This window comes from Nonomuraea sp. NPDC050547 (assembly GCF_044457345.1).
GTDB lineage: Bacteria > Actinomycetota > Actinomycetes > Streptosporangiales > Streptosporangiaceae > Nonomuraea.
The window spans coordinates 20,598-44,840 of record NZ_JBITGW010000040.1 but is presented as its reverse complement, the minus strand read 5'-3'; the positions used below and the strand labels follow the sequence as shown (position 1 = coordinate 44,840).

Below are 24,243 nucleotides of genomic sequence, written 5' to 3'. Positions count from 1 at the left end.
CGACTGGACCCACACCGACACCCCGGTACTCAACCTCGACCAACTCGACACCGGCCACCACGACGACACCAACCCCAACCTGCCCATCAACCCCGACGACCCCTTCTACCTCCCCTACACCTCCGGCAGCACCGGAACCCCCAAAGCCACCCTCGTCCCCCACCGCGCCATCCCCGGCTTCTTCCTCGGCGCCGGCTACGCCTCCTGGACCCCCCACACCACCGCACTCCTGCACTCAGCCCTGTCCTGGGACCTCCACCTCCTCGAAATCCTCCCGCCCCTGACCGCCGGATCCCGCCTCATCATCCACACCGACCCCGACACCAACCCCCTCACGGTCGCCCACACCGCCCACGCCACCCACGTCACCACCCTCTTCCTGTCCACCGCCTCCTTCAACACCGTCATCACCACCCAGCCCCACCTCCTCACCAACATCTACCACCTCATCTTCGGCGGCGAAACCGCCATCCCCACCCACGTCGCCACCGCCCTGGCCACCCTCCCCCACACCCACCTCTACAACGCCTACGGACCCGTCGAAACCACCGTCTGGGCCATGATCCACCCCATCACCCCCGACGACCTCGACCAGCCCGGCATCCCGCTCGGCCGTCCCCTCGGCGACCGCCGCATCCAGCTCCTCAACCCCGACCTCACGCCCACCCCGCCCGGCCAGATCGGCCACCTCCACATCAGCGGCCCGGGACTGGCCCACGGCTACCTCAACCAACCCGCCACCACCGCGCGGCACTTCACCCCCGACCCCACCGGACCGCCCGGCAGCCGCCGTTACGCCACCGGCGACCTCGCCCAGCACACCCCCGACCGCCGGCTCATCTTCCACGGCCGCAACGACACCCAGCACAAGATCCGCGGCTACCGCGTCGAACTCGCCGAGATCGAATCCCGCCTCCTCACCCATCCGAACGTCGCCCAGGTCGCCGTCACCACCCACCCCGACCCCACCGGCACCCTGCGGCTGAACGCCTACCTCACCACCCACGGCGACCGGCCCACCCCCGACCAGCTCCGCAACCACCTCAAACCCCACCTGCCCGACTACATGATCCCCACCGGCTACCACTACCTCGACGCCCTCCCCACCACCCACAACGGCAAGATCAACCGCAAGGCCCTGCAACCACCCCAGCTCGACGCCCCACCCCGGCAGCCCGCCGCCACCCCTCTGCACCACACGCTCACCCAGATCTGGAGCAGGTCGCTCGGCTTCGCCTCGCTGGCCGTCGACGCGGACCTGTTCGAGCTGGGAGCGCACTCCTTCACGGTCGCCAAGGCCAAGGCCCGCATCGCCGTCGCCTTCCAGATCGATCTCCCGCTGCGCGTCTTCTATACCGCGCGCACCATCGACGACCAGGCCGAGGCCCTCATGGAACGAGCGCCGTCACGCCCCACGCTGCTGCGCCGCGCCGAGGAGATCGCCCCCCTGTCAGAACTCGACGACCAGGCATGGGTCGCCGCCGTCGCCCGGGTGCCGTCATGACGGCCCTGTCGTACGGCCAGCACACCCTGTGGATCGCCGACCGCCTCAGCCCCGGCACCCCGCTGCACAACGTCCCCTGGGTGCTCCCGCTGACCGGACCCGTGGACGAGGACCGGCTCAGGGCGGCGCTGAACGCCGTCGTCGCCAGGCACGCGATCTTACGCACCGGTTATGTGCCCGCCGTGCCCGAACCGCGGCAACAGGTCCGCCCGGCCGCCGACATCGGCCTGCCGGTGCGGCAGTGCCGCACCGACCAGGTCCGCGACGTGATCCACGACGAGGTCCGCCGGCCGTTCGACCTGGAACGCGAGTTGCCCGTCAGGGCGCTGCTGGTGCGGTCGGACACCGCCACCCTGATCGTGGTCTTCCACCACGCCGCCTGCGACGAGCTGTCACTGGAGATCTTCCAGCGCGAGCTCGCCACGCTCTACGCGGGGGACACCCTGCCCACGCTCGCCTGGCAGTACGCCGACTACGCGACCTGGCAACGCGAACGTGACGCGCGTGCCGACCTGGACTACTGGGCCCGGCGGCTCCAGGGCGCCCCCGGCCGCCTGGACCTGCGCACCGACCGTCCCCGCCCGCCGGTCAGGACGGTCGAGGGCGCGACCTACGACTTCGACCTGCCTCCGGCGCTCGCCGTACAGGTGCGCAGACTCGCCGCCGCGGCCGGGGTCTCGTCCTTCACGATCCTGTTCACCTCGTTCAACGTGTTGCTGCACCGCTACACGGGCCAGGACGACCTGGTGATCGGCTGTTCGACGGTGGTCAGAGACCGCATCGAGCTGGAAGAGCTGATCGGCCACTTCGTGGCCCTGCTGCCGGTGCGCACCCGGATCGAGGGCGAGCGACGTTTCGCCGACCTGCTGGACACGGTGTGGCAGGGGGTCATGGACGACTTCGAGCACCGCCATGCCCCGCTCGGCCGGCTGTCCGCGGGGCAGCGCCCGCACGTCGCGTTCGGTGTGCACACCACGCCCGCCGCGAAGACGGTACGGCTGGGCGAGGCGAGCGGAATCCCCCAGGTGCACACGACCGGGACGGCGAAGTTCGACCAGCTGTGGTCGATCTTCGACGACGGCCTGGACCTCCGCGGCGAGATCGAGTACAACTCCGGCCTGTTCGACTCCGCGACCATCGAGCGCATGGCGGCGCACTGGCTGACCCTGCTGGCCGCCGCGGTCGAAGCGCCGGACACCCCGGTCGCCGACCTGCCGCTGATGACCCGGGCCGACAAGTCCGTCGTCGCCGTCACCAGCCCGGTACGCGGCGCGCGGAACGCCTGCCTGCACGAGCGCTTCGAGACGACGGCCGCCGCGCACGCCGACCGGCTCGCCACCGACATCACCTATGCCGAGCTGGACCGGCGATCCTCCCGCCTGGCCCACCACCTGCGCGCCCGTGGCGTGGGCCGGGGAGATCACGTCGGTCTCCTGCTGGAACGCACCCCACGCCAGGTGGAGGCCATCCTCGCCGTGCTGAAGGCGGGCGCCGCCTACGTCCCCATCGCGCCCGGCACCCCACCGGAGCGCGTCGCGTTCATCGTCGCCGACGCCGGTGTCAAGGTCGTGCTGGCCGACCGGGCGGGCGAAGGTGTCACGATCGGCCTGCGTGAGGAGGAGCGCGAGATCGCCGCCCGCCCCACCGGCCGCCTGGAGCCGCCCGGCCCCGATGCCACCGCGTACGTCATCTACACCTCCGGCTCCACCGGCCGGCCCAAGGGCGTCCCGGTCAGCCACGCCAACGTCGCCGAGCTGTTCGCCGCCGCGGAAGAGCGCTTCACCCCCGGCCCACGGGACGTGTGGACCCTCTTCCACTCCTACGCCTTCGACTTCTCGGTGTGGGAGATCTGGGGTGCTCTCCTGTACGGCGGGCGGGTCGTCACCGTTCCCCGGCAGGTCAGCAGGTCGCCCGAGGCGTTCGCCGATCTCCTGCGGCGCGAGCGGGTGACCGTGCTCAGCCAGACGCCCTCCGCGTTCGCCCAGCTCACCGCCCTGGTGGAGGAGTCGCCGCGGGTCCTGCGCGATCTGCGCTGGGTCGTCCTGGGCGGCGAGGCCCTGCGACCCCAGCAGGTCAGGCGGTGGTTCGCCGCGGGGGCGGCGCCGCAGGCCCGGTTGTGCAACATGTACGGCATCACCGAGACCACCGTGCACGTCACCGGCTTCGACATCACCCCCGAGACGCCGTTCGAGCGCTCGGTCGTCGGGCGTCCGCTCGCCCACCTGTCGGCCGAGGTGCTGGATCCGCGCGGGCATCCCGTCCCCGTGGGGGTGCCGGGCGAGCTGGTCGTCGGCGGCTACGGGGTGGCGGGCAGCTACCTGGGCCGTCCCGGGCTCACCGCCCAGCGGTTCCGCCCCGACCCCGCCGTCCCGGGCGCCCGGCGGTATCACAGCGGCGACCTGGCCCGCTGGCTGCCCGACGGGAATCTGGAGTACCTGGGCAGGATCGACGACCAGGTCAAGATCCGCGGGTTCCGCATCGAGCCCGGCGAGATCCATCAGGTGCTGATGGAGCATCCCGCGGTCCGCTCCGGCGCGGTCGTGGCCACCGACGGCCGGCTGATCGCCTACGCCGTGCTGAGCGCCGAGGCCACGACGGGTCAGATCCGAGCGCATCTGGCGGGCCGGCTGCCGGACTACATGGTGCCGTCGGCGGTCATCGTGGTGGATCGGATACCGCTGACCGTCAACGGGAAGGTCGACCGGCGCGCCCTGCCGACGGCGGGCCGGGCCGAGAAGGTCTACGACCCGCCCCAAGGGCCCGTGGAACAGGCACTCGCCGCCTCGCTGTCGGAGGTGCTGAAGGTGGAGCGGGTGAGCAGGCAGGACTCCTTCATGGACCTCGGCGGCGACTCCGTACGCGCGGTGCAGGTCGTCGGGAGGTTGCGGCGGGCGGGCTACACGCTTCCGCTGGACGTGCTGTTCACCCATCCCACCGTCGCCGCGGCGGCCGATCAGGCGACACCGGCCGCGCCGGCCGCGGACGCCCAGCCGTACGGCCAGCTCGACGACCGTGACCTTGAGCGGGCGGCGGCGATCGACGGCCTGGTGGACGCCTACCCGATGACCGCGATGCAGCTCGCCATGGTCTACCACATGGAGCTGGACCCGGAGCTGCGGCCGTACCAGAACGTCAACAGCTACCGGGTCGCGGCGCCCCTGGACGAGGCGGCGCTGGAACGGGCCGTACGCGAGGCGGCCGAGCGTCATCCCGTGCTGCGGACCTGCTTCGACCTGACGTCGTTCGGCGAGCCGATGCAGCTCGTGCGCGCGTCGGCCCCACTCCCGCTGGCGATGGGCGACCTCACCGGGACCGATCAGCACAAGGAGATCACCGCGCTCGTCGAACGCGAGTGGTCGGCACCCTTCGACCTGGGCCGGGCGCCGTTGTTCCGGGTGAACGCCCAGCGGCTGTCGCCGGAGTCCTTCCAGCTCACCGTCGTCGAACATCACGCGATCCTGGACGGCTGGAGCTTCACCTCCCTGCTGGCCGAGCTGATCAACCGCCACGCGCTGCTCAGCCGCCGGCCGCGGACGCCTCCGCAGCCCCCGCCGGCGTCCCGCTTCAGCCGGTTCGTGGCGCTGGAGCGCGAGGCCGCGGGCTCGGCCGAGTCGCTGACGTTCTGGAAGGAACGGCTGGCCGCCGCGGACGGCGCCATCTTCGGCAAGCTGCCCGCCGGGCCCACCGTCGGCAGGACCATCGAGCGTGAGGTGCCGGGCGAGCTGTCCCGCGCCATGACCAGGCTCGCCCAGAACGCGGGTGTGTCCGTCAAGAGCGTCGCCCTGACCGCCCATCTGGTGGCGCTGAGCCGGGCGAGCGGTCGTACCGACGTCGTCACCGGGCTCGGCCAGCACGGCAGGGTCGAGGAGGCGGGAGGGGCCGAGGCCCTGGGCCTGTTCCTCAACATCGTCCCCTTCACGCTGCGCCTGGACGGCGGCACCTGGATCGATCTCGTCCGGCGGGTGCACCGCGAGGAAGTCGCGATCATGCCGCACCGGCGGGTGCCGTTCGCGACCATCTCCACGTTCATGCGCGACCCCGAGCTGGCGGCCAGCTTCACCTTCAACCGCTTCCACGCGCTGGCCGGGGCGCAGATCGACGACGAGCGTCTCGGATCGGCGCCCACGATGCGATACGAGCCCAACCACTTCGCGCTCAGCGCGGTGTTCGTCCAGGACCCGGCGTCCGACCGGGCGCTGCTGCTGGCCGACCATCCGTCGCCGCGGCTGCCGCACGGACTGGTCGTCGCCTACTCCAATGCCTACCTGCTGGCCGCCTATGCCATGACGGTCCGGCCGTACGCCGACTATCGACAGGAGCCTTGATGAACTACGTCGTTGTGGTGAACCACGAGGAGCAGTACTCGATCTACCCCGACGACCGCGACCTGCCCGCGGGCTGGGACGACGCCGGATTCCGCGGGTCGGAAAAGGAATGCCTGGAGCACATCGGCACGGTGTGGACGGACATCCGCCCACGCAGCCTGCGCGAACGGATCTGAGCCGATGCGCCTGATCCAGGATGCGCTGGCACACCCCGCCGAGCGTCCGGCGCTCACCCACCTGGACTACGACCACGGGGGTGAGCCCCGGAGCACCACGCTGACCTTCGGCGAGTTGCGGCGCGCGTGCGAGGCGTTCGCGCCGGCCGTCGAGCCGGGACAGCGGGTGCTCCTGCTGCACAGCATCGGGCCCGACTTCGTGGTGGAGTTCTTCGGCTGCCTGCTGGGCGGCGCCGTGCCGGTGCCCGCTCCCGAGCCTCGTACACCCCGTGACCGGTCCGCCGACAGGCTCGCGCGGATCGTGGCGGACGCCGGGATCACCGCCGCCGGCCTCACCCCGCAGGTCTCGCGCGAGGAGGTGGTGCAGCTGAGCCCGAGCCTGGCGGAGATCACGTGGCTTGGGCGTGGGGGCGGCGGCGCCGTTCCCGAGGAGAGTGGGGCGCGCGGGGAGGACCTCGCCTATCTGCAGTACACCTCGGGCTCCACCGGTTCGCCGCGCGGGATCGAGATCACTCACGACAACGTGCTGGGTCAGGCGCGGCACTTCGGGGACGCGCTGGAGATCGAGCGCGACTCGGTGCTGGTCAACTGGGCGCCGTTCTTCCACGACATGGGGCTGGTGCTCGGCCTGCTGATACCGCTGTTACGCGGCGCGCGGGTGGTGACGCTGTCGCCGCAGGCGTTCATCCGTGATCCGGAACGGTGGCTGCGCGCCATCTCCGACTTCGGCGGCACCCACTCGGCGGCGCCCGATTTCGCCTACGACCTGTGCGTGCGCAAGGTCACCGAGCAGCAGCGGTCGCGGCTGCGGCTGGACACCTGGAAGGCCGCCATCAACGGGGCCGAGCCCGTCCGCGTCGCGACCATGGACCGCTTCGCGACGACGTTCGGCCCGTGCGGGTTCCGCGCCGAGGCGATGCGCCCCTCCTACGGCCTGGCCGAGTGCACGCTGGCGGTGACGACACCCCGGCCGGGCGAGACGCCGGGCCGGTTCACCGCCGACCGGGACGCGTTGAGCGCGGGCAGCGCCAAGGCGGCGCCGGCGGGCCGGTCGCTGTCGTCGTGCGGACGGCCGCTGCCCGGCCTGGACGTCACCATCCTGTCGCCCGAGACCGGAGAGGTCCTGCCCGACGGCGCCGTCGGGGAGATCGCCGTCGCCGGCTGGGGCGTCGCCAAAGGCTTCCACGGCCGGTCCGGCGACCTGCGCGAACTTCGTACGGGCGATCTCGGCTTCTTCCACGAGGGCGAGCTCTACCTCACCGGCAGGCTCAAGGACGTGATCATCGTCCGCGGGCAGAACTACCATCCGGTGGACCTGGAGCACGTCGCCCAGGAGGTGGATCCCGCCATCCGGCCCGGTGGCCTCGCCGCGTTCCAGGACGAGGGCGCCGTCGGCCTGGTGTGCGAGATCCGCGGGGCACAGTCACAGGAGTCGCTGGCCGACATGGCCACCGCGATCCAGCGCGTGATCTCCTCCGCCTTTCAGCTCAAACTCGACACGATCACCCTGGTCCACCTGGGGAGCGTGCCCAAGACCTCCAGCGGCAAGGTCCAGAGAAACGAGTGCCGCCGCCGGCTGGCGGCCGGCGAACTCCGCGTCCGCTACCAGTGGCGGCAGCGCGACGCGGCTCCCCAGCCCAGCGTGGCCATGCTCAGGCCGATGCTCAGGTTCATGCTCGCGAAGATCCTGGCGATGCCGGCCGACGATCTCGCCGACGACATGCCCTTCGCCGGCCTCGGCCTGGACTCCGTAGGGGCCGAGCAACTGGCCGCCGAGCTGGAACGCATGCTCGGCGCGCCGGTACCCACCTCCCTGATCTTCGATCATCCGACGATCTCCGACCTGGCGAAAGCGCTGGCCACACCATGAACGCCATCGCCGTCGTCTCCATGGCCTGCCGGTTCCCCGGGGGCGTCGCCTCTCCCGAGGAGCTGTGGCGCTTGCTGGCCGGCGGAGTCGACGCCATCGGGGAGGTGCCGCCGTCGCGGTGGCCGGTCGACCGGCTCTACTCGGCCGACCCGGAGGAACCGGGGAAGATCAGCAGCAGGTGGGCGGGGTGCGTCGACGGCATCGAGGAGTTCGACGCGGGATTCTTCGGCCTGTCGCGCGCCGAGGCCGAGCAGCTGGATCCACAGCAGCGGCTGCTGATGGAGTCCGCCTACGAGGCGATGGAACGCGCGGGGCTGCCACCCGCCCGAGCCGGTGACTGCGGGGTCTTCATCGGGATCAGCGGCAGCGACTACGGCCGCGCCCTGGGCGGCGACCTGACCGCCATCGGCCCCTATTTCAGTACGGGACAGGCGTCGTCGATCGCCGCCAACCGCATCTCCTACACCTGGGACCTGCGCGGACCCAGCATGGCCGTGGACACCGCCTGCTCCTCGGGGCTGGTCGCCGTCGACCTCGCCGTGCAGAGCCTGCGGCGGGGCGCCTGCTCCATCGCCCTGGCGGGCGCGGTCAACCTGGTGCTCGGCCCGGCGAACTGGGTGTCGCTGTCCAAATTCGGGATGATGTCCAGCGACGGCCGCTGCCGATCGTTCGGCGCGGGCGGCGACGGCTTCGTCCGCTCGGACGGCTGTGCCGTGGTCCTGCTCAAACCCCTCCAAGCGGCAGAACGTGACGGCGACGAGATCCTGGCCGTCATCCTCGGCTCGGCGGTCGGCCAGGACGGCCGCAGCAACGGGCTCACCGCGCCGAACGGCACCGCCCAGGAAGCGGTCATCCGCAGCGCGCTGGCCGACGCCGGACTGCCCGCCGAGGCGGTCACCTATGTCGAGGCGCACGGTTCGGGCACCGCGCTCGGCGACCCGATAGAGATGAGCGCGCTGGCCCGCACCTATGGCGCCAGGGAGTCGGGGATCTGCCGGGTCGGGTCGGTCAAGTCCAACATCGGGCACGCGGAGGCGGCGGCGGGCATGGCCGGGCTGGCCAAGCTGATCCTGTGCCTGGGACGGCGCCACCTGCCGGCCTCGCTGCACGCCGATCCGCCGAACCCGCGGCTGCCGCGTAACCCCAAGGTCGAGGTGGTCACCCGGTCCATGCCGTGGACCGCGGAGGGGCGGCTGATCGGAGCGGTGAGCTCGTTCGGCTTCGGAGGAGCCAATGCCCACCTGATCGTCGCCGAGCCTCCGACCCAGGCCGCCGGGCCCGCGCCTGCCTTCCCGAGCCCGCTGATCCTGCCGCTGTCCGCGCGCAGTCCCGGCGCGCTGCGCGCGCTGGCCGAGCGTTATGCGGAGTTCGCCGAGGACAGGCCGCTGGCCGGCATCTGCCACAGCGCCGCCGTACGCCGGGCGCATCACCCCCATCGGGCGGCCGTGATCGTGCAGGACCGGGAGCAGCTACGGCGTGACCTGCGGAATCTGCCGGAACCCGAGGCGGACGGTGTGCCCTGGCGCGATCCCGTCCTGGTGTTCAGCGGGCAGAGCCACCTCCCCGACGCCCCGGCCCTGCTGGACGAGCCTGTCTTCGCGGACGTGGTGGCCAGGTGCGAGCCGATGTTCCGGCTGCCGCTGCGGGCGATGCTGTCCGGTGCGGAGCCGATCCCCGACGGCACCGACGTGGCGCAGGCCGTGCTGTTCGCCTTCCAGGCGGGGCTCACCGACCTGTGGCGATCCCTGGGGGTGCGGCCCGCCGCCGTCGTCGGGCACAGCGCGGGAGAGACCGCAGCCGTCTACGCGGCCGGGCTGCTCGACCTGGAGCAGGCCGCCAGGGTGGCGGCGGCACGGGGCGCCGCCATGCGGCGGGCCCACGGGCGCGGCCGCATGGCGTTCGTGACCGGTCCCATGGACCAGGTCAGGCGGCATCTGGGCGAGAGCGCGGTCATCGCCGCCTACAACGGCCCCGACAGGTTCGTGATCTCCGGCGGCGACCTCGGCGCGGCCATGCGGGCGCTGCGGGGAGCCGGATGCTCCGGTCAGCCCCTGCCGGGCGACTACGCCTTCCACAGTCCCCTCATGCGGGACGTCGCCGAGGCGATGACGGCCACCGACCTCCCGGCCGCCGCCTCCGCGGGCACGGCCGTCTTCTGCTCGACCGTGCTCGGGGCGGTCGCCGGCGGCGACGCGCTTGACGTGGACTACTGGGCCCGCGGCATCTCTGAGCCGGTCCGCTTCCACCAGGCGATCGAGGCCCTCCTGACCATCGGATTCGCGTCCTTCCTCGAAGTCGGCGCGCGCCCGACCCACGCCGGCGACATCACCGCGATCGCCGACCGGCCCGTCCGCGTCGTCCAGGCCCACCGAGCCGGCAGTGTCGCCCAACCGCTCACGCGGCTCTACCGCGCCGGAGCGGACATCGACTGGACGGCCCGCCACCCCGACGGAACCTTCCTGCCGGACCTGCCCACCTATCCGTGGCAGAGGACCCGGCACTGGGCGATCACCAAGGAGTACGGCATGCACGGCGACACCGTCGTCACCATCAAGGAGCGGCTCGCCGAACATCTCAAGCTCGGCGCGGCCGACATCTCCGACCATGCGACCTTCCTCGACCTCGGCGCCGACAGCCTGGTGCTGATGAAGCTGGTGTCCTACCTCAACGACCGGTACGGCACGGCACTGCAGCCCTCGATGCTGTTCGACACCTACCCGACCGTGCGGGCGCTGGCGGCCGCGATCGGAAGCACCGCAGCCCCTGAACCCGCCCCCGCCGTGAAGCCCGCCCCCGCCGTGAAGCCCGCTCCCGCCTTGGAGCCCGCTGTCGCCTCTGAGCCCGCCGCCGACGGGTCCCTGTCCCGGCTCGTGTCCGAGCAGCTGGCGGTCATGCGGGAGCAGCTGCGCCTGCTGACCCCCGCCGCCCGCGACGAGATCCCGCCGAAGCGCGATCTTCCCCCGGCTCCCGCGATGCCGGTGCCGCATGCCGTACCGCACGACAGGCCCGTACCGCACAGCACGCCCGTACCGCACAGCACGCCCGTACCGCACAGCAGGCCTGAACCGCTCACCGAGCCCCAGCGCCACTACGTGGCCGATCTCGTGGAGCGGATGGGCAAACGGGATGAGTCGGCCAAGAAACTGGCGGGCGCCTACCGGCCGCGGCTCGCGGAGAGCCGGCCGTGGGCGAACTTCCGCCCGGCGCTGAAGGAGCTGATCGTCCCGTTCGTCGCCGAGCGGGCCGAGGGGGCGCGGCTCTGGGACGCGGCGAGAAATGTCTACACCGACTACTGCATGGGCTTCGGCGTTCAGCTGCTCGGGCACAATCCGCCGTTCGTGACCGAGGCGATCCGCCGTCAGCTCGGCCAGACCTACTCCCTGGGTTATCAGCTCAAGCAGTCCTATGATCTGGCGGATCAGTTCTGCCAGATCACCGGTCATGATCGCGTCACCTTCTGCAACACGGGCTCCGAGGCGGTCATGGGCGCGATCCGGCTGGCACGGCTGGCCACGGGACGCGACAAGATCGCCTACTTCGAGCGGTCGTATCACGGGCTGATCGACGCCGTGCTGGCCGACACCGGCGCTCCCGGGCTGTCACCGGCGGCCGCCGGCGAGGCGGTCGTCCTGCCCTATGGGGAGGACGACTCGCTGCGGCGGATACGGTCCGTCGCGGGCGAGCTCGCCGCGGTCGTCGTCGAGCCGGTGCAGAACAGGAACCCGTCCGTGCAGCCCGCGCGGTTCCTGGCCGAGCTGCGGCGGCTGACCGCCGAGCACGGCATCGTCCTGATCTTCGATGAGATGATCACCGGGTTCCGTATCGGGCTGCGCGGCGCGCAGGGCCACTGGGACATCACTCCGGACCTCAGCACCTACGGAAAGGTCATCGGCGGCGGCCTGCCCATCGCGGCCATCGCCGGCCGCGCCGACCTCATGGACGGCATGGACGGCGGAGCCTGGGGATACGGCGACGACAGCGCGCCCACCGCCCGGACGACCTTGTTCGGCGGCACCTTCCAGAAACATCCGCTCGCGGTCAGCGCGGCGCGTGCCGTACTGGATCATCTGGAAGCGGAAGGGCCCACGCTCTATCCGGATCTCAACGCCAGGGCCGCGCGGATCACCGACGGGCTGACGGAGATCTTCCAGGCCGAGGGCCTGCCGTACTCGATCGCCTCGTTCGGCTCACTGTGGCGGATCGAATATCGCGGTACGGCCGGCTTCTACCAGCCGCTTCCCCTGGAGATGCTCTACTACAGCCTGCTGGCAGAGGGCGTCCACGTGTGGGAGGGCAGGACGTTCTTCCTGTCCACCGCGCATGACGACCGGGACGCCGAGCACCTGCTCGACGCGGTGGAGCGGAGCGTGGGCGCCCTGAGAAAGGGCGGTTTCCTCCCTGCCGGGGAACGGCCGGAGTGGCGGGCGACGCCACAGCAGCGGCGGCTGTGGCAGATCCAGCGCGATCACGGTCCCGAGTGGACCGCCTACCACGAGACCATGCTGCTGCGCCTGCGGGGCCGGCTCGATGTCGCGGCCCTGGGCCAGGCGGTGCGGTACGTGCTGCGCCGCCATCCCGCGCTGACCGCCGCCTTCACCGAGGACGGCGCCGCCCTGCGCGGCGACCCGAGCATCGCCGGGGAACTCCAGGTGGCCGACGGTGACGACGTGCGGACCTGGACCGAGGCGCCCTTCTCGCTCGACGGCGGCCCGCTGTTCCGTGCCGCGCTCCTCCGGCAGGGGCCCGGCCTGCACACCCTCGTCCTGCTCGGGCACCACCTGGTCCTGGACGGCGTGTCGGCCGGGCTCGTGCTCGAAGACCTGACGGAGGCCTATACGCGTGCCGTACGCGGTGAACGGCTGCCGCGTGGGGTGCCGCCGATCCCCGCGCTGCCCGGAGGAGCCGCCGGGGTCACTCCTCGGCCGCCCGGACCGCACGACTTCTCGCCCGCGACGCGGCGCGAGTTCGGCCTGCCTCACTGGGACGACGTGCGTGAGCGGGCGAAGCGCGAGGGGCTCACGCCGTTCAGGCTGGCGTTCCGTGCGTTCTGCGACGCGCTGCACCAGGTGACGGGGCGGGCCGAGCTGCGGGTCGGCTTCCATGCCGACGCCAGGACCGGCCAGCACGCCTTCGCCGGGCACTTCCTCGACGTGGCCGTCGTCACCAGCCGCGCCGGGGAACCGCTCGACCTGACCCCGATGACCGACGCACCCGATGTGGATGTGGTCTTCGACCTCAATCCCACCCTGCCCGACCTCGCGTGGCCGGGCCTGGAGGTCGAGCTCGTCTCGCCACCTGCCAGGCACGCGAAGTACGGGCTGTTCTTCGATGTGCTCCCCACGGCCGGCACGGGCCGAGTCGAGGTGACCTATCGAACACCCTACGACGAGACCCTGATCGAACCCCTCTACGGACAGTGGATCTCATCCCTCAAGGGACCTTCATCATGAGATTGAACACCCTGACCATCCCCCTGGCGACCACCGCGCTCCTGCTCGCGTTCGCGCCGGCGGCCCACGCGGCCGCGGCGAGCACGTGCACCGTCAACGGCACAGCCCAGACGGGCACCGTCATCAACGGCACCGCCGGCAACGACATCATCACCTGCTGGGCGGGCAGCCGCGACGAAACCTCCATCCTGCCCGGCACCACCGTCAACGGCCTCGGCGGCGCCGACATGATCAGCGCCGCGGGCTCGCCCGCCGTGGACGGCGCCACGGTCAACGGCGGCGACGGCGACGACAGCATCACCCTGAGGGGCGCCGCGAGCGCCACCGGGGCCCTGGCCGTCAGATCGAGCCAGATCAACGGCGGAACCGACCACGACAACATCCTCATCTACGGCGGCGACGCGACGGCCGGCGCCGACTCCCGTGTCAACGCCGCCGTCGCCGGGGGCGGCGTCGACGCGGGGCCGGGCAACGACAACGTCTCCGTCCTCGGCGGCGTCGCCACGAACGCCGGGGGCCTGGGCGGCCACGGCGTCCTGGCGGGCACGGTCGCCGGACGGGACGGCGACGACACCATCACGGTCGGCGGCGGCAGAGCCACCGGCGCCCTCGGACACGGCGGAGACGGGCTCCTCAGCGGTGCGAGCACCACCGGCGGCGCGGGCGACGACATGATCACCGTAGGCGGCGGCGCCGGCGAAGGAGCCGCCGGCGGCGGCAACCTGTCGACCGTCACCGGCGACGCCGGAGTCGACGTCATCTATGGCGGCAACGGTGACGGCGAGATCCTCGGTGGCGACGGAAACGACCGGCTGTTCGGCGGCCTGGGAGCCGACACCGTGGACGGCGGCGACGGCGACGATCTCCTGTGCGGGGATCGCGGCAAGCACGACACCACCGCCTGCTTGAGCACCGTCGAGCAGGGCGACGGCGACGACGTCATCCGTGGAGGCGACGGCGCCGACTCCATCGACGGGCAGGGGCACACCACCAGCCAGCCCGGCGACACCGCCGACGGCGGACTGCCCGCCGCCCCTGCCGGCGGCGTGGATCCCGACACCTGCACCAGAACCGAGACCACCACCGGCTGCCGCGTCGTATGACGTGAACCGGTGCGGCGCCGGGGCCGGCGGCTCGGGAGGAGCCGCCGGCCCCCGGCGCTCCAGGTCTTCGCGGGCCCCGGTCACGCCGATGAGGCCGTCGGACGGATCCCGGCGCGCAGCACTCCAGGACCGCGCGCGGCTCCACCGTGCCGTCGACACCGGTGGGCGAGCCCGCTGCGGCGGATCGACGCTGTTCGCCGCCGCACCCCCATGGACGCGGCGGCAGAGGGCTCGGATAGGGCCGGCACGGCTGCGTGCTCGCCGTCGGCGACACCGCTTGGATCAGGAAACCGCACCCGAGAACGGGCCCAGGCGTGGTGCGGTCAGTACCTCGGCCGGTGTCCCCGCTGCGGCGAGACGTCCCTGATCGAGCAGGAGGCAGTGGTCCGCGCGCTTGGCCATGCGCAGGTCGTGGGTGGCGTGGATGACCGTGGTCCCGTCGGCGCGCACCTCGTCGAGTACGTCGGAGATGCGCTGCCGGGCCTCCGCGTCAAGCCCTGTCGCGGGCTCGTCGAGCAGCAGGAGGTCAGGCTCTTGCGCCAGCCCCTGGGCCAGGAGCGCGCGCTGCCTCTGCCCGCCCGACAGCGCGCCCAGCCGGCGGCCCGCCAGTTCCCGGATCCCCAGCCGGGCCATGCACGCGTCGACCACCGCCCAGTCCTGCCGTGACAGCGGCCGCCACGCGCCACGGTGCGCCCAGCGGCCCATGGCCACCGTCTGCCGGACCGTGATCGGCAGCGTGTCGGACGCTTCACTGCGCTGCACCACGTAGCCGGGACGCCTGCCGCCGTCCCGCGACACCGTTCCCGACAGCGGCTTGACGACTCCGGCCAGTACGGCCAGCAGCGTCGACTTGCCGGAACCGTTCGGCCCCACCACGGCGGTGACGCCTGGTCCCGGGAAGCGGGCATCGAGGCCGTGCAGGACCGTCCGCCCGCCGTACCCCGCACTGAGATCGCTGATCGCGACGGTCACGGACACCTCCGAGTTGAAATTGATAATGGTTTTCATTGTAGAGTGCTTTGCCATGGATTGGTTGCTTGATCCGTTTCAGGTGTCGTTGGTGCGGCACGCCCTCATGGGCGGGATCCTCGTCTCCCTCATCTGCGCCCTCGCCGGGACGTGGGTGGTGCTGCGCGGCATGGCCTTCCTGGGCGACGCGATGTCGCACGGGATGCTGCTGGGAGTCGCGCTCGCCTCGCTCATCGGGGTCAATCTCCTGGCCGGAGCGTTGGTGAGCGCCGGTGCGATGGCGCTCGGCGTGAGCGCGATCAGCAGGTCGCCGAAGCTGTCGCAGGACACGAGCATCGGCCTGCTGTTCGCCGGGATGCTGGCGCTCGGCGTGATCGTGGTGTCGCACTCGGAGTCGTTCGCGGTGGATCTGACCGCGTTCCTCTTCGGAGACGTCCTCGGTGTGCGGCCGCGCGATCTGGTCCATCTGGCCGTCGCGCTCGGGGTCTGCGCGCTGGTCGCGCTGGCGGGTCATCGGCTCTTCGTCGCCCTGGCCTTCGACGCGCGCAAGGCCCACACGCTGGGCATGCGGCCGCGGCTGGCTCACGTGCTGCTGCTCGCCCTGCTCACGCTGGCGATCGTCGCGTCCTTCCACATCGTCGGCACCCTGCTCGTGTTCGGCCTGCTGGTGGCGCCGCCCGCGGCGGCGGCGCTGTGGGCGCGCCGCATCCCGATGATCATGCTGGGCGCCGCGGCGTTGGGCGTCGTCTCGACCGCGGCGGGGCTGGTGGTGTCGTGGCACGCCGGGACGGCCGCGGGGGCCACGATCGCCGCCGTCGCCGTGGCTCTGTTCTTCGTCTCCGCCATCGGTCGCGGGATCGCCGGAAGGAATCGCACGCAGTGATGAAGATCGCCCTCGCGGGGCTGCTGGTACTGGCCGGATGCGCCATCGAGCCTGCCGAGAACGCCGCTCCCCACGGCTACGTGGCCGGGGCGGAGGAGACCGCCGAGCCGCAGTACCGGCTCGTCCTGGCCGACGGCGCGAAGGCGCACGTCCTCGACCTGCTCAGCGGGAAGGTGTACGCCGCCGGCGAGGCCGGGGACGTCACGGGGGTCACCGGGGATGGACGGCACGCGTTCCTGTCCGGCGGCGCGCTGCGGATCGTCGATGGAGGTGCGTGGATGGTCGATCACGGCGACCACGTCCACTACTACAGGTCGGCCGTTCGCGATCTCGGCGAGGTCACCGGGCGGGGGCCGCACGAGGCGTTCAGCGACACGGCCGTCACGGCCGTGCGGTCCGGGGACGGCACGGTCAAGCTGCTCGACCGGGCCCGCCTGGACAAGGGGGACATCGCCCAGATCGGCGTCCTCTCGGCGGGTGGTCCCGTCGTGCCCTTCGCGGGGCATCTGCTCGTGGCCGATGGCGACGCCGTACAGGTGAGGACCAGGGCCGGGGCGCGGGTCCGCACGATCGGCGAGGGATGTCGTGAGCCGGAAGGCGCCGCTGTGACCCGCCGCGGCGTCGTCGTCGGGTGCGCCGACGGCGCCCTGGTCGTCGACGGGAACCTCGCGGGGAAGAAGATCGGGTATCCGGTACGCGGCGTGCGGGCGACGGAGTTCCATCACCGGCCGGGGAGCACCACGCTCGCCGCCATGGCCGGTGACCAGGGCATCTGGGTGCTCGACGTGACCCGCTCGACCTGGAAGCTGATCAGGAGCAAGGGCGTGGTCGCGGTGAACGCGGCCGGTGACGGCCTGCCCGTCCTGTCGCTGACCGGGGACGGAACGCTCCAGTCCCACGATCCCGCCACCGGGAAACGGACGGCGCGCACGAAGCTGCTGGCCGTACCGGAAAGTCCTGTCATTCAGGTGGACACGGCCCGCGCCTACGTCAACGACCCCGCGCGCAAGGCCGTCCACGAGATCGACTACAACGACAGGCTCAGACGGGCGCGGACGTTCAGGCTCGGCTTCGCGCCGCGGTACATGACGGAGATCGGCCGATGAGCCGCGTCGCCGCCGCCCTCCTGGCGATCGTGCTTCTGGCGGGCTGCGCGGCGGGGACCGGGAACGGCACGGGCATCGTCGTCACCACGAACATCCTCGGCGACATCACCCGCAACATCGTCGGCGACGAGGCTGAGGTGACCGTGCTGATGAAGCCGGACTCCGACCCGCACTCCTTCGGCATCTCCGCCCAGCAGGCCGCCCGGCTGGAAGACGCCGCCCTCGTCGTCTACAACGGCCTCGGGCTGGAGGAGGGCGTGCTGCGCAACGTCCGGGCCGCGCGCGAAGCGGCCGTCCCCACTCTCGCCGTCGGCGACGGCGTGATCGGCGACGCGGACGCCGATCCGCACTTCTGGACCGATCCGCGGCAGGTCGCCAAGGCCGTCGACCTGATCGCCGAGCGCGTCATCGCGGAGGTCGACGGCATCGACGCCGCCCGGGTCCGCGCGAACGCGGCCGCCTACCGCGGACGCATCGCCGAACTGGACATCTGGATGGCCACCCAGATCGCCGCCATCCCCGCCGGCAACCGAAAGCTCGTGACAAACCACCATGTCTTCGGATATTTCGCCAAAAGGTATGGCTTCAGCGTGATCGGGGCGGTGATCCCCAGCGGTACCACGCTCGCCTCCCCGAGCGCCTCCGACCTGAAGTCGCTCGCCGACGCCATCAGGCGCGCCAAGGTCAAGGCGATCTTCGCCGACTCCTCCCATCCCGACCGCCTGGCCCAGGTCCTGGCCTCGGAGACCCGCCTGGACGTCCGCGTCGTCACCTTGTTCTCCGAGTCGCTCAGCCGGCGCGAACCGGGCGCCGCGACCTACCTGGACATGATGCGCACCAACACCACGGCCATCGTCACATCCCTCCAATGAAAGGTGTCTTCACCATGCGTTTCCCGACGCTCATCGCCGCCGGCCTCCTCCTGACCGCCTGCGGCACGACCACAAAGGCGGCGGCCCCGCCGCCGGTCGCCGAACCGCTCGTCGCCACCTACGCCGGAGGCCTGTACGTCCTCGACGGCAAGACCCTGCGCCTGGCCAAGGACATCCCGCTGACCGGATACAACCGGGTCAACGCCGCCGGAGACGACCGTCACATGCTCGTCTCGACCGCCACCGGCTTCCGCGTCCTCGACGCCGTCTCCCCGGCGCTGAAGAACGACGAGTTCAAGGCCGCCAAGCCGGGACACGTGGTCAGGCACGGCGGCACCACGGTCCTGTTCGCCGACGGCAGCGGCGAGGTCACCCTCTTCGACCCCGCGCGGCTCGGCGAGGGCCTGCCCAAGGGGGAGGTCTACACCGCGGCCGCCCCGCACCACGGCGTGGCCATCGAGCTCGAGAACGGAGAACTCCTCGTCACCCTCGGCACGGAGGAGGAACGCCGCGGCATCGTCGTCCTGGACAAGAACAGGAAGGAACTCGCCCGCAGCGAGCAGTGCCCCGGCGTGCACGGCGAGGCCACCGCCAAGGACGAAGCCGTCGTCATCGGCTGCGAGAACGGCGTCCTCCTCTACAAGAACGGCAAGATCACCAAGGTCGCGAGCCCGGACACCTACGGCAGAATCGGCAACCAGTCAGGCACCGACATGTCGCCCGTCGTCCTCGGCGACTACAAGACCGACCCCGACGCCGAACTGGAACGTCCCACCCGCGTCTCGCTCATCGACACCGACACCGGCAAGCTGCGGCTCCTGGAGCTCGGCGCCGGCTACACCTTCCGCTCGCTGGCCCGCGGCCCGCAGGGAGAAGCCCTCGTCCTCGGCACCGACGGCAAGATCCACGTCATCGACCCGGTGGCGGCCAAGGTCGTCAGGACCATCCCGGTCCTCGGCGCCTGGACCGAGCCGCTGGACTGGCAGCAGCCCCGCCCGAACATCTTCGCCCGCGCCCAGACGGTGTTCGTCAGCGACCCGGCGAAGAAGCAGCTCCACGCGATCGACCTCGCCTCAGGCAAGATCCTCAAGACCGCGTCCCTCCCGAACACCCCCAACGAACTCAGCGGCGTCACCCGCTGAACCAGAGCCGTGCCGCGGGCGGGAACCCGTTCCCCGCCTTCGGATAAGTACGGTCGTGACATTCATTCCACACCAGGAACCGTCCACGGCGGGCCGGACGCTCTGGCGGGGTCCAGGGAGCTGAGAAGACCGGAGGCACGCGGAGACGTTGGCCAAGCGCGCGACGGCGGCGGCGGGGCAGGCGGACGTCTATCCGCGAGACGCCCAGTGGGTTTACGCCAGAAGACACTTCTACCGATCGCCCAAGATCGCGCCCACGTCGGCCGCGTCGCCGGAGGGAGGAGGCGAGACCGGCTCGCGGCACACCACCGAAAGGTGGACGCGGGGTGACGGCAAGGAGCGAGCCCAGCGGGACGAAGGCAGCGAAACGATCACCAGGCGTCGGGGCGGGGAAGATCACCGTCTACGTCGGTGGATCGGCCGCGCCGCCGCCGCACGGCGCGTTGCCCGAGGGTGAGGTGATCTTCGCGGTCGCTCAGGTGGCCGCCGGCATCGTCGACCACGCGGGGGAAGTCCCGTAGCGCGACGCCGGCCGCCGGTCAAACCCGCGCGCCCGTCCTCCGCGTACGCGCCAGGACGAGGCCCACCGAACCGGCCGCGATCAGGCAGACAGGCGTGTAGAGCAGGAGGTTGAGCCGGTAGAACGGCGTGCCGGTGTCGGTGCCGAGGCCGGAGGACCACACGAGCCCCAGCGCTCCCCGCACGAGCAGCCCCGCCCCGAGCGCGAACACGACCGCCTTCGCCGGCCACCCGCCCCGGCCCCTGGAGACCGCTACGATCGCGATCGCCGCCGTGGTCAGCAGAAGGATCAGCGGCAGCAGAACCCGGGGGGTGAAGGGCACGTCCATGTTGAGGACGGCCATCGACAGCGCACGGGGGTCGGACGCGGGCCTGACGAGCCAGTACAGGTGGGCCATGGCGTCGACGACCAGGATGGTGGCGACGAAGGTGCCGAGACGTTTGGTGTTCATGCCCTCAAGGAGGCGGCGGATTCCCCGATGGTTCCATGGAACCTTTGGGAACCTCGCCGCCTCTGGACGTGTATGAACTGGCCTGTCGTTGATCTGGACCCGGTGCGGCGCCTGCGCGCGCTGGCCGCCGCCATCCCGGGCGCGCACGTCGCCGAGCGCGTCATCCCGGCCCCCTTCGAGCTGATCTGGGAGGTGGCGAGCGACCTGGAGCGCGAGTTCGGCACGTTCGAGCCGGACATGCGGCACGTGCGGATCGTCGCCGACGACGGCCACGGGCGGCTGGTCGCCACGGCTCGCAGCAGGTACGGCATGCGCGCCCGATTCGCCGTCGACCTGCGACCGGGCTGGTGCTGGATGCAGTCCAGGTTCCTGCTCGTCGGCCTGGCGGCGACGGCCGTACCCGGTGGCACGCTCGTCGCGCAGACCGGAGGTCTTCGTGTGCCGGGGCGATCCGCGCTGGTGCCGCTGGGCGTGAGGCCTGCCGGGCGCAAGGCGTTGGCGCGGCTGGCCGCCCGCGTCGAGGAGCGGTCCCGGTGACCGTCGAACGGGTCCTGGCCGCACAGCGCGGGGACACCATGGCCATGAGCGACCTGCTCGACGAGCTGACGCCGTACCTCGGCCGGATCTGCGGCCCCATCGCGCTCGACAGCGGACCCGACGCCGTCCAGGAGGCGCTGATCGCCGTCTTCAGGAACCTGCGCGGGCTGCGTGAGCCCGAGGCGCTGTACGGCTGGGCGCGGGCGATAGCCGTACGGGAAGCGGTGAGAATCGCCAGACGCGACGGCCGCGCCAGCCCCGCGGAGCTGGCCGAACTGCCGTCGCGGCAGGACGTGGAGAGCGCGGTGGACATTCGGGACGTCCTGGAACGGCTCTCGCCGGAACACCGGGCGGTGCTGATGCTGCGCGACCTCGAAGGCCTGGAGGAGGCGGCCGCCGCGCGGTTGCTGGAGGTGCCCGTGGGCACGGTCAAGTCGAGACTGGCGCGGGCACGGCGGAGCTTCCGCCAGGCCTGGCAGTCGTGAGCCTCGCCGACCCCAGCACCCGGGCGCAGCCCCGGTCACGGCGGCACCGGCAACTCTCCTGATGACCGGAGGCGCGGGCACACGGACGTCGATCATCGGGCGCGGCAGGGGCGGGCCGCTGGAGGCGGACAGGGAGCCGGCTCTTCGTGTCCAGAACCGGCAATCGCGGCATCCGACGATTATCGAGGGCCCCGCCACAGCCACTCCACGAGGTGGAGCTCCTTGGACCCGGCCACTGGTCCGGTGCGGCCGTGGAAACGTGCCTAAGGCTGTGCGCCCTCCGCGGTCGCGCGCAGGGCGTGGATCTGGCCGGCGTCGGTGCGGCGGACGGCCAGGCGGATCAAGGGGGCGAACAGGGTCCAGGGGAATCCGGTCGTGGCGAGGTCGGCGGTCAGGTGGGCGCGGGTACGCGCGTCGCCGTCGAGCGGCTCCAGGCGGTAGACGTATCGGGCGGTGACTCCGCCCTGGATGGTCACCAGTGTGATCGAGCGTCCCTCGTCCAGATCGGCGATCTCACTGGTGCGGGTCTTGCCGCGGGCATGGAAGGTGATCGTCGAACCGGCGCGGGTGCCCGACTCGGCGTACATCGACTCCACGCCCTTCATCCATCGGGGAGCTCGTTCCCAGTCGGTCAGCACCTGCCACACGTCCCGCGCCGGCCGGTCGATGACGGCGTCGACGGCGAATGCCCGTTTCATGGCCCACAGTGTGACCGCCGGCCGCGGTAGGGGACTTGTACGGAATTCACATCTCGGGGACGAACCCCGGCTCGTTCTGCCCGGTGGCGTACGCGCCGCGCTGGGCGAGCACGTACGCGGACGGCGTCACCCCGCTGTGGCGCTTGAAATCCCTGATGAAGTGGCTCTGATCGAACCATCCCCACGCGGCGGCCAGCCCGGTCCAGTTCAGATCGGCGTGCACGTCCACATGATTCAGCAGCCGCCGCAGCCGGAGGATGCGCGCGAGGGAGCGCGGGGTCAGGCCGATGACGCGCACGAATTCCCGGTCCAGGTGGGCGGGGGTGATGCCGAGCTCGGCGGCCAGACCGGAGATGCGCCGTCGGGGATCGGCCTCCAGCGCGGCTACGGCGGTCGTACACCGTCGCCATCCGCGTGCCGGGGAGAGGCCGGCGCGCAGCGTGGCCTCGACGGAATCCAGGCAGGCAGCCGGGTCCGGGCGGGTGAGTAGTGCGGCGCGCAGCGCACGGGCGGGCGGCCAGACCGTCGTCAGGTCCACGACCCGCCCGCGCAGCGGAGCGGGATCGACGCCGAACAGCGCGTGGCAGCCGACCGGCGACGACACCACACCGACGGCGAGCGTCTCGGCGGTCGGGGCGTTGATCACCGGCTGGTCGTGCGGCCCGGCCAACCAGCCTTCCGCCGCCACGAACGCCGGTCCGTCGCCGTTGCGCGGCGTCTGCACGATCGGGGATCCGAGGACGAGCACCGCGACCGTTGATCCCGTCGGCGCGATCCGCTCCCGCGGGTACGGCATCCGCCCCCGGGCGAACCACACCGACTCCGTGAACGGCTCCAACACCCCCGTCGGCCGCCGCGTCACGAACTCGAACTCCATGCCCGTCAGTGTCGCGCCCCGAGGGCCGCCACGTCACCGTCGTACCGCGCGGGTGCGCGGACGGATGTCGTGTCAGGTGTTCAGTCCCGCGCGGGAGTTCTCGCCGGCGGGGGCGCAGACGACCACGAGGTCGAAAGAGTGCGATCACCTGATCCGACTGCAGGAAGCGGAGGCTTGCGCTCAACCCGGGTTGAGGAGACATCGTGATGCCCACTGCCGACCGGCGAAGGAGGGGTGACCAGGTGGCTGTCACGGACGCGCGGACCGTGGTGACGTTGCGGGAGCTGACGGAGCGGGACGCCGGACGGGCCGGGAACAAGGCCGTGAACCTGGCCGCCATGCTCGGCAGGGGCTTCAGCGTCCCCGGCGGTTTCGTCGTCACCACCCCCGCCTATGCTTCCGCCTGCGCCGGGAGGGCGGCGCCTCTCCTGGACGGCGACTCCTCGGCTGAGGAGGTGGCGCGCTCCGTTCGCGCGGCGATCCTGGCGACGGAACTGCCCGAGGGGCTGGCCCGGGCCGTCGTGCGTGCGTACCGGGCAGTACGACACGTTCCTGCACGTCAGCGGCGGCGAGGAGGTCCTCGCGGCGATCAGGCGCTGCCCGCATCGCGGTCATCGTGCAGCGCATGGTGAACGCCCGGGTGGCCGGCGTCCTGCACACCCTGAACCCGGTGACGGGCCGCAGGTCCGAGATGGTCGCCGAGGCGGTGCGGGGGGCGAGGCGGTGGTGGCCGGTACGGTCGTCCCCGACCAGTACGTGCTGAGCGACACCAGAGAAGGTTTGCCCGAGGCCCTGCAGGCGGGGACGCGAGCCTTTCTCGCGCGCCACGGCTGCCGCGTGGCCGCCGAGATGGACCTCGGGCTGCCCCGCTGGGCCGACGACCCCGCACCCGTCTTCAGCACGCTGATCAGCTACGTCGATGCCGCGGACACCGGCTTCGACGCGCCGACCGAGTTCGCGGCCGCCGCGCGGGAGGGCCGGGCCAAGGTCGCCGAGCTGGTACGCAGGGTGCCGCCCGGCAAGCTCCTCCACCACCTGGCTGCGCGCTTCCTGCTCTCCGCCGCACGCGAGGGCGGGATGATCTCCCACGGCACGACGGTCGCCCGCGAGTACGGCATCCCCGCCGTGGTGGGGGCGGCCGGCGCGACCACCCGGATCCAGGACGGCCGGCTCATCACCGTGGACGGCTCCCGGGGAACGATCTCGCTCGGCGGGCGTCAAGATCCTTGCGGTGCCGCTCGAACGCCCTGCCCTGATCCGCCGTAGAGGCGTGAA

Annotated in this window: 20 protein-coding genes; 16 read left to right on the top strand and 4 right to left on the bottom strand. The window is 71.7% G+C overall.

Going from position 1 to position 24,243, the window contains the following annotated elements:
- The 6 genes from ACIBHY_RS53845 to ACIBHY_RS53820 form a co-directional block, all read left to right on the top strand.
- Positions 1-1,504 (top strand): non-ribosomal peptide synthetase (locus ACIBHY_RS53845; protein ID WP_397310959.1); only part of this gene is annotated, 1,504 nt, incomplete at its 5' end.
- Positions 1,501-5,829 (top strand): amino acid adenylation domain-containing protein, encoded by a 4,329-nt coding sequence (locus ACIBHY_RS53840; protein WP_397310958.1) that lies wholly within the window; start codon positions 1,501-1,503, stop codon positions 5,827-5,829. The genes ACIBHY_RS53845 and ACIBHY_RS53840, both read left to right, overlap by 4 nt.
- Complete coding sequence (locus tag ACIBHY_RS53835) at positions 5,829-6,005, top strand: MbtH family protein (protein WP_397259419.1); 177 nt, start codon at positions 5,829-5,831, stop codon at positions 6,003-6,005. Before ACIBHY_RS53840 ends, ACIBHY_RS53835 begins: the two co-directional genes overlap by 1 nt.
- Positions 6,006-6,009: 4 nt before the next feature.
- Entirely contained in the window at positions 6,010-7,875 is a 1,866-nt protein-coding gene (locus tag ACIBHY_RS53830) for an AMP-binding protein (protein ID WP_397310957.1), read from the top strand.
- Positions 7,872-13,325 (top strand): aminotransferase class III-fold pyridoxal phosphate-dependent enzyme, encoded by a 5,454-nt coding sequence (locus ACIBHY_RS53825; RefSeq protein ID WP_397310956.1) that lies wholly within the window; start codon positions 7,872-7,874, stop codon positions 13,323-13,325. Before ACIBHY_RS53830 ends, ACIBHY_RS53825 begins: the two co-directional genes overlap by 4 nt.
- Positions 13,322-14,428 carry a calcium-binding protein gene (locus ACIBHY_RS53820; protein WP_397259413.1) on the top strand — a complete coding sequence of 369 codons (1,107 nt, stop codon included), beginning with the start codon at positions 13,322-13,324 and terminating at the stop codon, positions 14,426-14,428. The genes ACIBHY_RS53825 and ACIBHY_RS53820 overlap by 4 nt, the downstream gene beginning before the upstream one ends.
- A gap of 282 nt (positions 14,429-14,710) precedes the next feature.
- Here the strand turns inward: ACIBHY_RS53820 and aztA are convergent, their stop codons facing one another.
- Positions 14,711-15,400 (bottom strand): zinc ABC transporter ATP-binding protein AztA, encoded by a 690-nt coding sequence (aztA, locus tag ACIBHY_RS53815; RefSeq protein WP_397310955.1) that lies wholly within the window; start codon positions 15,398-15,400, stop codon positions 14,711-14,713.
- 52 nt (positions 15,401-15,452) lie between these two features.
- On the opposite strand from aztA, the gene aztB reads away from it, so the two are divergent.
- From aztB to ACIBHY_RS53790, 5 genes are all read left to right on the top strand, one after another.
- Entirely contained in the window at positions 15,453-16,280 is an 828-nt protein-coding gene (aztB, locus tag ACIBHY_RS53810) for a zinc ABC transporter permease AztB (protein ID WP_397259409.1), read from the top strand.
- On the top strand, positions 16,280-17,386 hold the full coding sequence (locus tag ACIBHY_RS53805; RefSeq protein WP_397310960.1) for a hypothetical protein: 1,107 nt from the start codon (positions 16,280-16,282) through the stop codon (positions 17,384-17,386). The genes aztB and ACIBHY_RS53805 overlap by 1 nt, the downstream gene beginning before the upstream one ends.
- Positions 17,383-18,258, top strand: coding sequence for a zinc ABC transporter substrate-binding protein AztC (aztC, locus tag ACIBHY_RS53800; protein WP_397310954.1), 876 nt, complete (start codon positions 17,383-17,385; stop codon positions 18,256-18,258). The genes ACIBHY_RS53805 and aztC overlap by 4 nt, the downstream gene beginning before the upstream one ends.
- Positions 18,259-18,272: 14 nt before the next feature.
- The gene (gene aztD / locus ACIBHY_RS53795; protein WP_397310953.1) at positions 18,273-19,400 is read left to right on the top strand and encodes a zinc metallochaperone AztD; all 1,128 of its coding nucleotides are present in this window, start codon (positions 18,273-18,275) and stop codon (positions 19,398-19,400) included.
- 326 nt (positions 19,401-19,726) lie between these two features.
- Positions 19,727-19,921, top strand: coding sequence for a hypothetical protein (locus ACIBHY_RS53790; protein ID WP_397310952.1), 195 nt, complete (start codon positions 19,727-19,729; stop codon positions 19,919-19,921).
- 18 nt (positions 19,922-19,939) lie between these two features.
- Here the strand turns inward: ACIBHY_RS53790 and ACIBHY_RS53785 are convergent, their stop codons facing one another.
- A complete protein-coding gene (locus tag ACIBHY_RS53785; RefSeq protein WP_397310951.1) occupies positions 19,940-20,371 on the bottom strand; it encodes a DUF3995 domain-containing protein in 432 nt (143 codons plus the stop codon).
- Between the two features lie 72 nt (positions 20,372-20,443).
- Between ACIBHY_RS53785 and ACIBHY_RS53780 the strand changes: the two genes are divergently transcribed.
- Positions 20,444-20,908 carry a hypothetical protein gene (locus ACIBHY_RS53780; protein ID WP_397259398.1) on the top strand — a complete coding sequence of 155 codons (465 nt, stop codon included), beginning with the start codon at positions 20,444-20,446 and terminating at the stop codon, positions 20,906-20,908.
- On the top strand, positions 20,905-21,393 hold the full coding sequence (locus tag ACIBHY_RS53775; protein WP_397310950.1) for an RNA polymerase sigma factor: 489 nt from the start codon (positions 20,905-20,907) through the stop codon (positions 21,391-21,393). Before ACIBHY_RS53780 ends, ACIBHY_RS53775 begins: the two co-directional genes overlap by 4 nt.
- 263 nt (positions 21,394-21,656) lie before the next feature.
- On the opposite strand, the gene ACIBHY_RS53770 is transcribed toward ACIBHY_RS53775, so the two are convergent.
- On the bottom strand, positions 21,657-22,091 hold the full coding sequence (locus ACIBHY_RS53770) for an SRPBCC family protein (RefSeq protein ID WP_397259395.1): 435 nt from the start codon (positions 22,089-22,091) through the stop codon (positions 21,657-21,659).
- A 46-nt stretch (positions 22,092-22,137) separates the two neighbouring features.
- A complete protein-coding gene (locus tag ACIBHY_RS53765) occupies positions 22,138-22,968 on the bottom strand; it encodes a helix-turn-helix domain-containing protein (RefSeq protein WP_397310949.1) in 831 nt (276 codons plus the stop codon).
- Between the two features lie 242 nt (positions 22,969-23,210).
- On the opposite strand from ACIBHY_RS53765, the gene ACIBHY_RS53760 reads away from it, so the two are divergent.
- The 3 genes from ACIBHY_RS53760 to ACIBHY_RS53750 are packed head-to-tail and all read left to right on the top strand — an operon-like array spanning position 23,211 to position 24,234.
- A complete protein-coding gene (locus ACIBHY_RS53760) occupies positions 23,211-23,600 on the top strand; it encodes a PEP/pyruvate-binding domain-containing protein (RefSeq protein ID WP_397310948.1) in 390 nt (129 codons plus the stop codon).
- A complete protein-coding gene (locus tag ACIBHY_RS53755; RefSeq protein ID WP_397310947.1) occupies positions 23,594-23,731 on the top strand; it encodes a hypothetical protein in 138 nt (45 codons plus the stop codon). Before ACIBHY_RS53760 ends, ACIBHY_RS53755 begins: the two co-directional genes overlap by 7 nt.
- On the top strand, positions 23,692-24,234 hold the full coding sequence (locus ACIBHY_RS53750) for a PEP-utilizing enzyme (RefSeq protein ID WP_397310946.1): 543 nt from the start codon (positions 23,692-23,694) through the stop codon (positions 24,232-24,234). The genes ACIBHY_RS53755 and ACIBHY_RS53750 overlap by 40 nt, the downstream gene beginning before the upstream one ends.
- Positions 24,235-24,243 lie beyond the last annotated feature (9 nt).

Coding starts and splice junctions, on each gene's coding strand:
- ACIBHY_RS53780 (WP_397259398.1), top strand. CDS start 20,444: ATGAACTGGCCTGTCGTTGATCTGGACCCGGTGCGGCGCCTGCGCGCG.
- aztD (WP_397310953.1), top strand. CDS start 18,273: ATGCGTTTCCCGACGCTCATCGCCGCCGGCCTCCTCCTGACCGCCTGC.
- ACIBHY_RS53830 (WP_397310957.1), top strand. CDS start 6,010: ATGCGCCTGATCCAGGATGCGCTGGCACACCCCGCCGAGCGTCCGGCG.
- ACIBHY_RS53805 (WP_397310960.1), top strand. CDS start 16,280: ATGAAGATCGCCCTCGCGGGGCTGCTGGTACTGGCCGGATGCGCCATC.
- ACIBHY_RS53820 (WP_397259413.1), top strand. CDS start 13,322: ATGAGATTGAACACCCTGACCATCCCCCTGGCGACCACCGCGCTCCTG.
- aztC (WP_397310954.1), top strand. CDS start 17,383: ATGAGCCGCGTCGCCGCCGCCCTCCTGGCGATCGTGCTTCTGGCGGGC.
- ACIBHY_RS53840 (WP_397310958.1), top strand. CDS start 1,501: ATGACGGCCCTGTCGTACGGCCAGCACACCCTGTGGATCGCCGACCGC.
- ACIBHY_RS53785 (WP_397310951.1), bottom strand. CDS start 20,371: ATGAACACCAAACGTCTCGGCACCTTCGTCGCCACCATCCTGGTCGTC.
- ACIBHY_RS53755 (WP_397310947.1), top strand. CDS start 23,594: ATGGTGAACGCCCGGGTGGCCGGCGTCCTGCACACCCTGAACCCGGTG.
- ACIBHY_RS53835 (WP_397259419.1), top strand. CDS start 5,829: ATGAACTACGTCGTTGTGGTGAACCACGAGGAGCAGTACTCGATCTAC.
- aztB (WP_397259409.1), top strand. CDS start 15,453: ATGGATTGGTTGCTTGATCCGTTTCAGGTGTCGTTGGTGCGGCACGCC.
- ACIBHY_RS53770 (WP_397259395.1), bottom strand. CDS start 22,091: ATGAAACGGGCATTCGCCGTCGACGCCGTCATCGACCGGCCGGCGCGG.
- ACIBHY_RS53765 (WP_397310949.1), bottom strand. CDS start 22,968: ATGGAGTTCGAGTTCGTGACGCGGCGGCCGACGGGGGTGTTGGAGCCG.
- ACIBHY_RS53825 (WP_397310956.1), top strand. CDS start 7,872: ATGAACGCCATCGCCGTCGTCTCCATGGCCTGCCGGTTCCCCGGGGGC.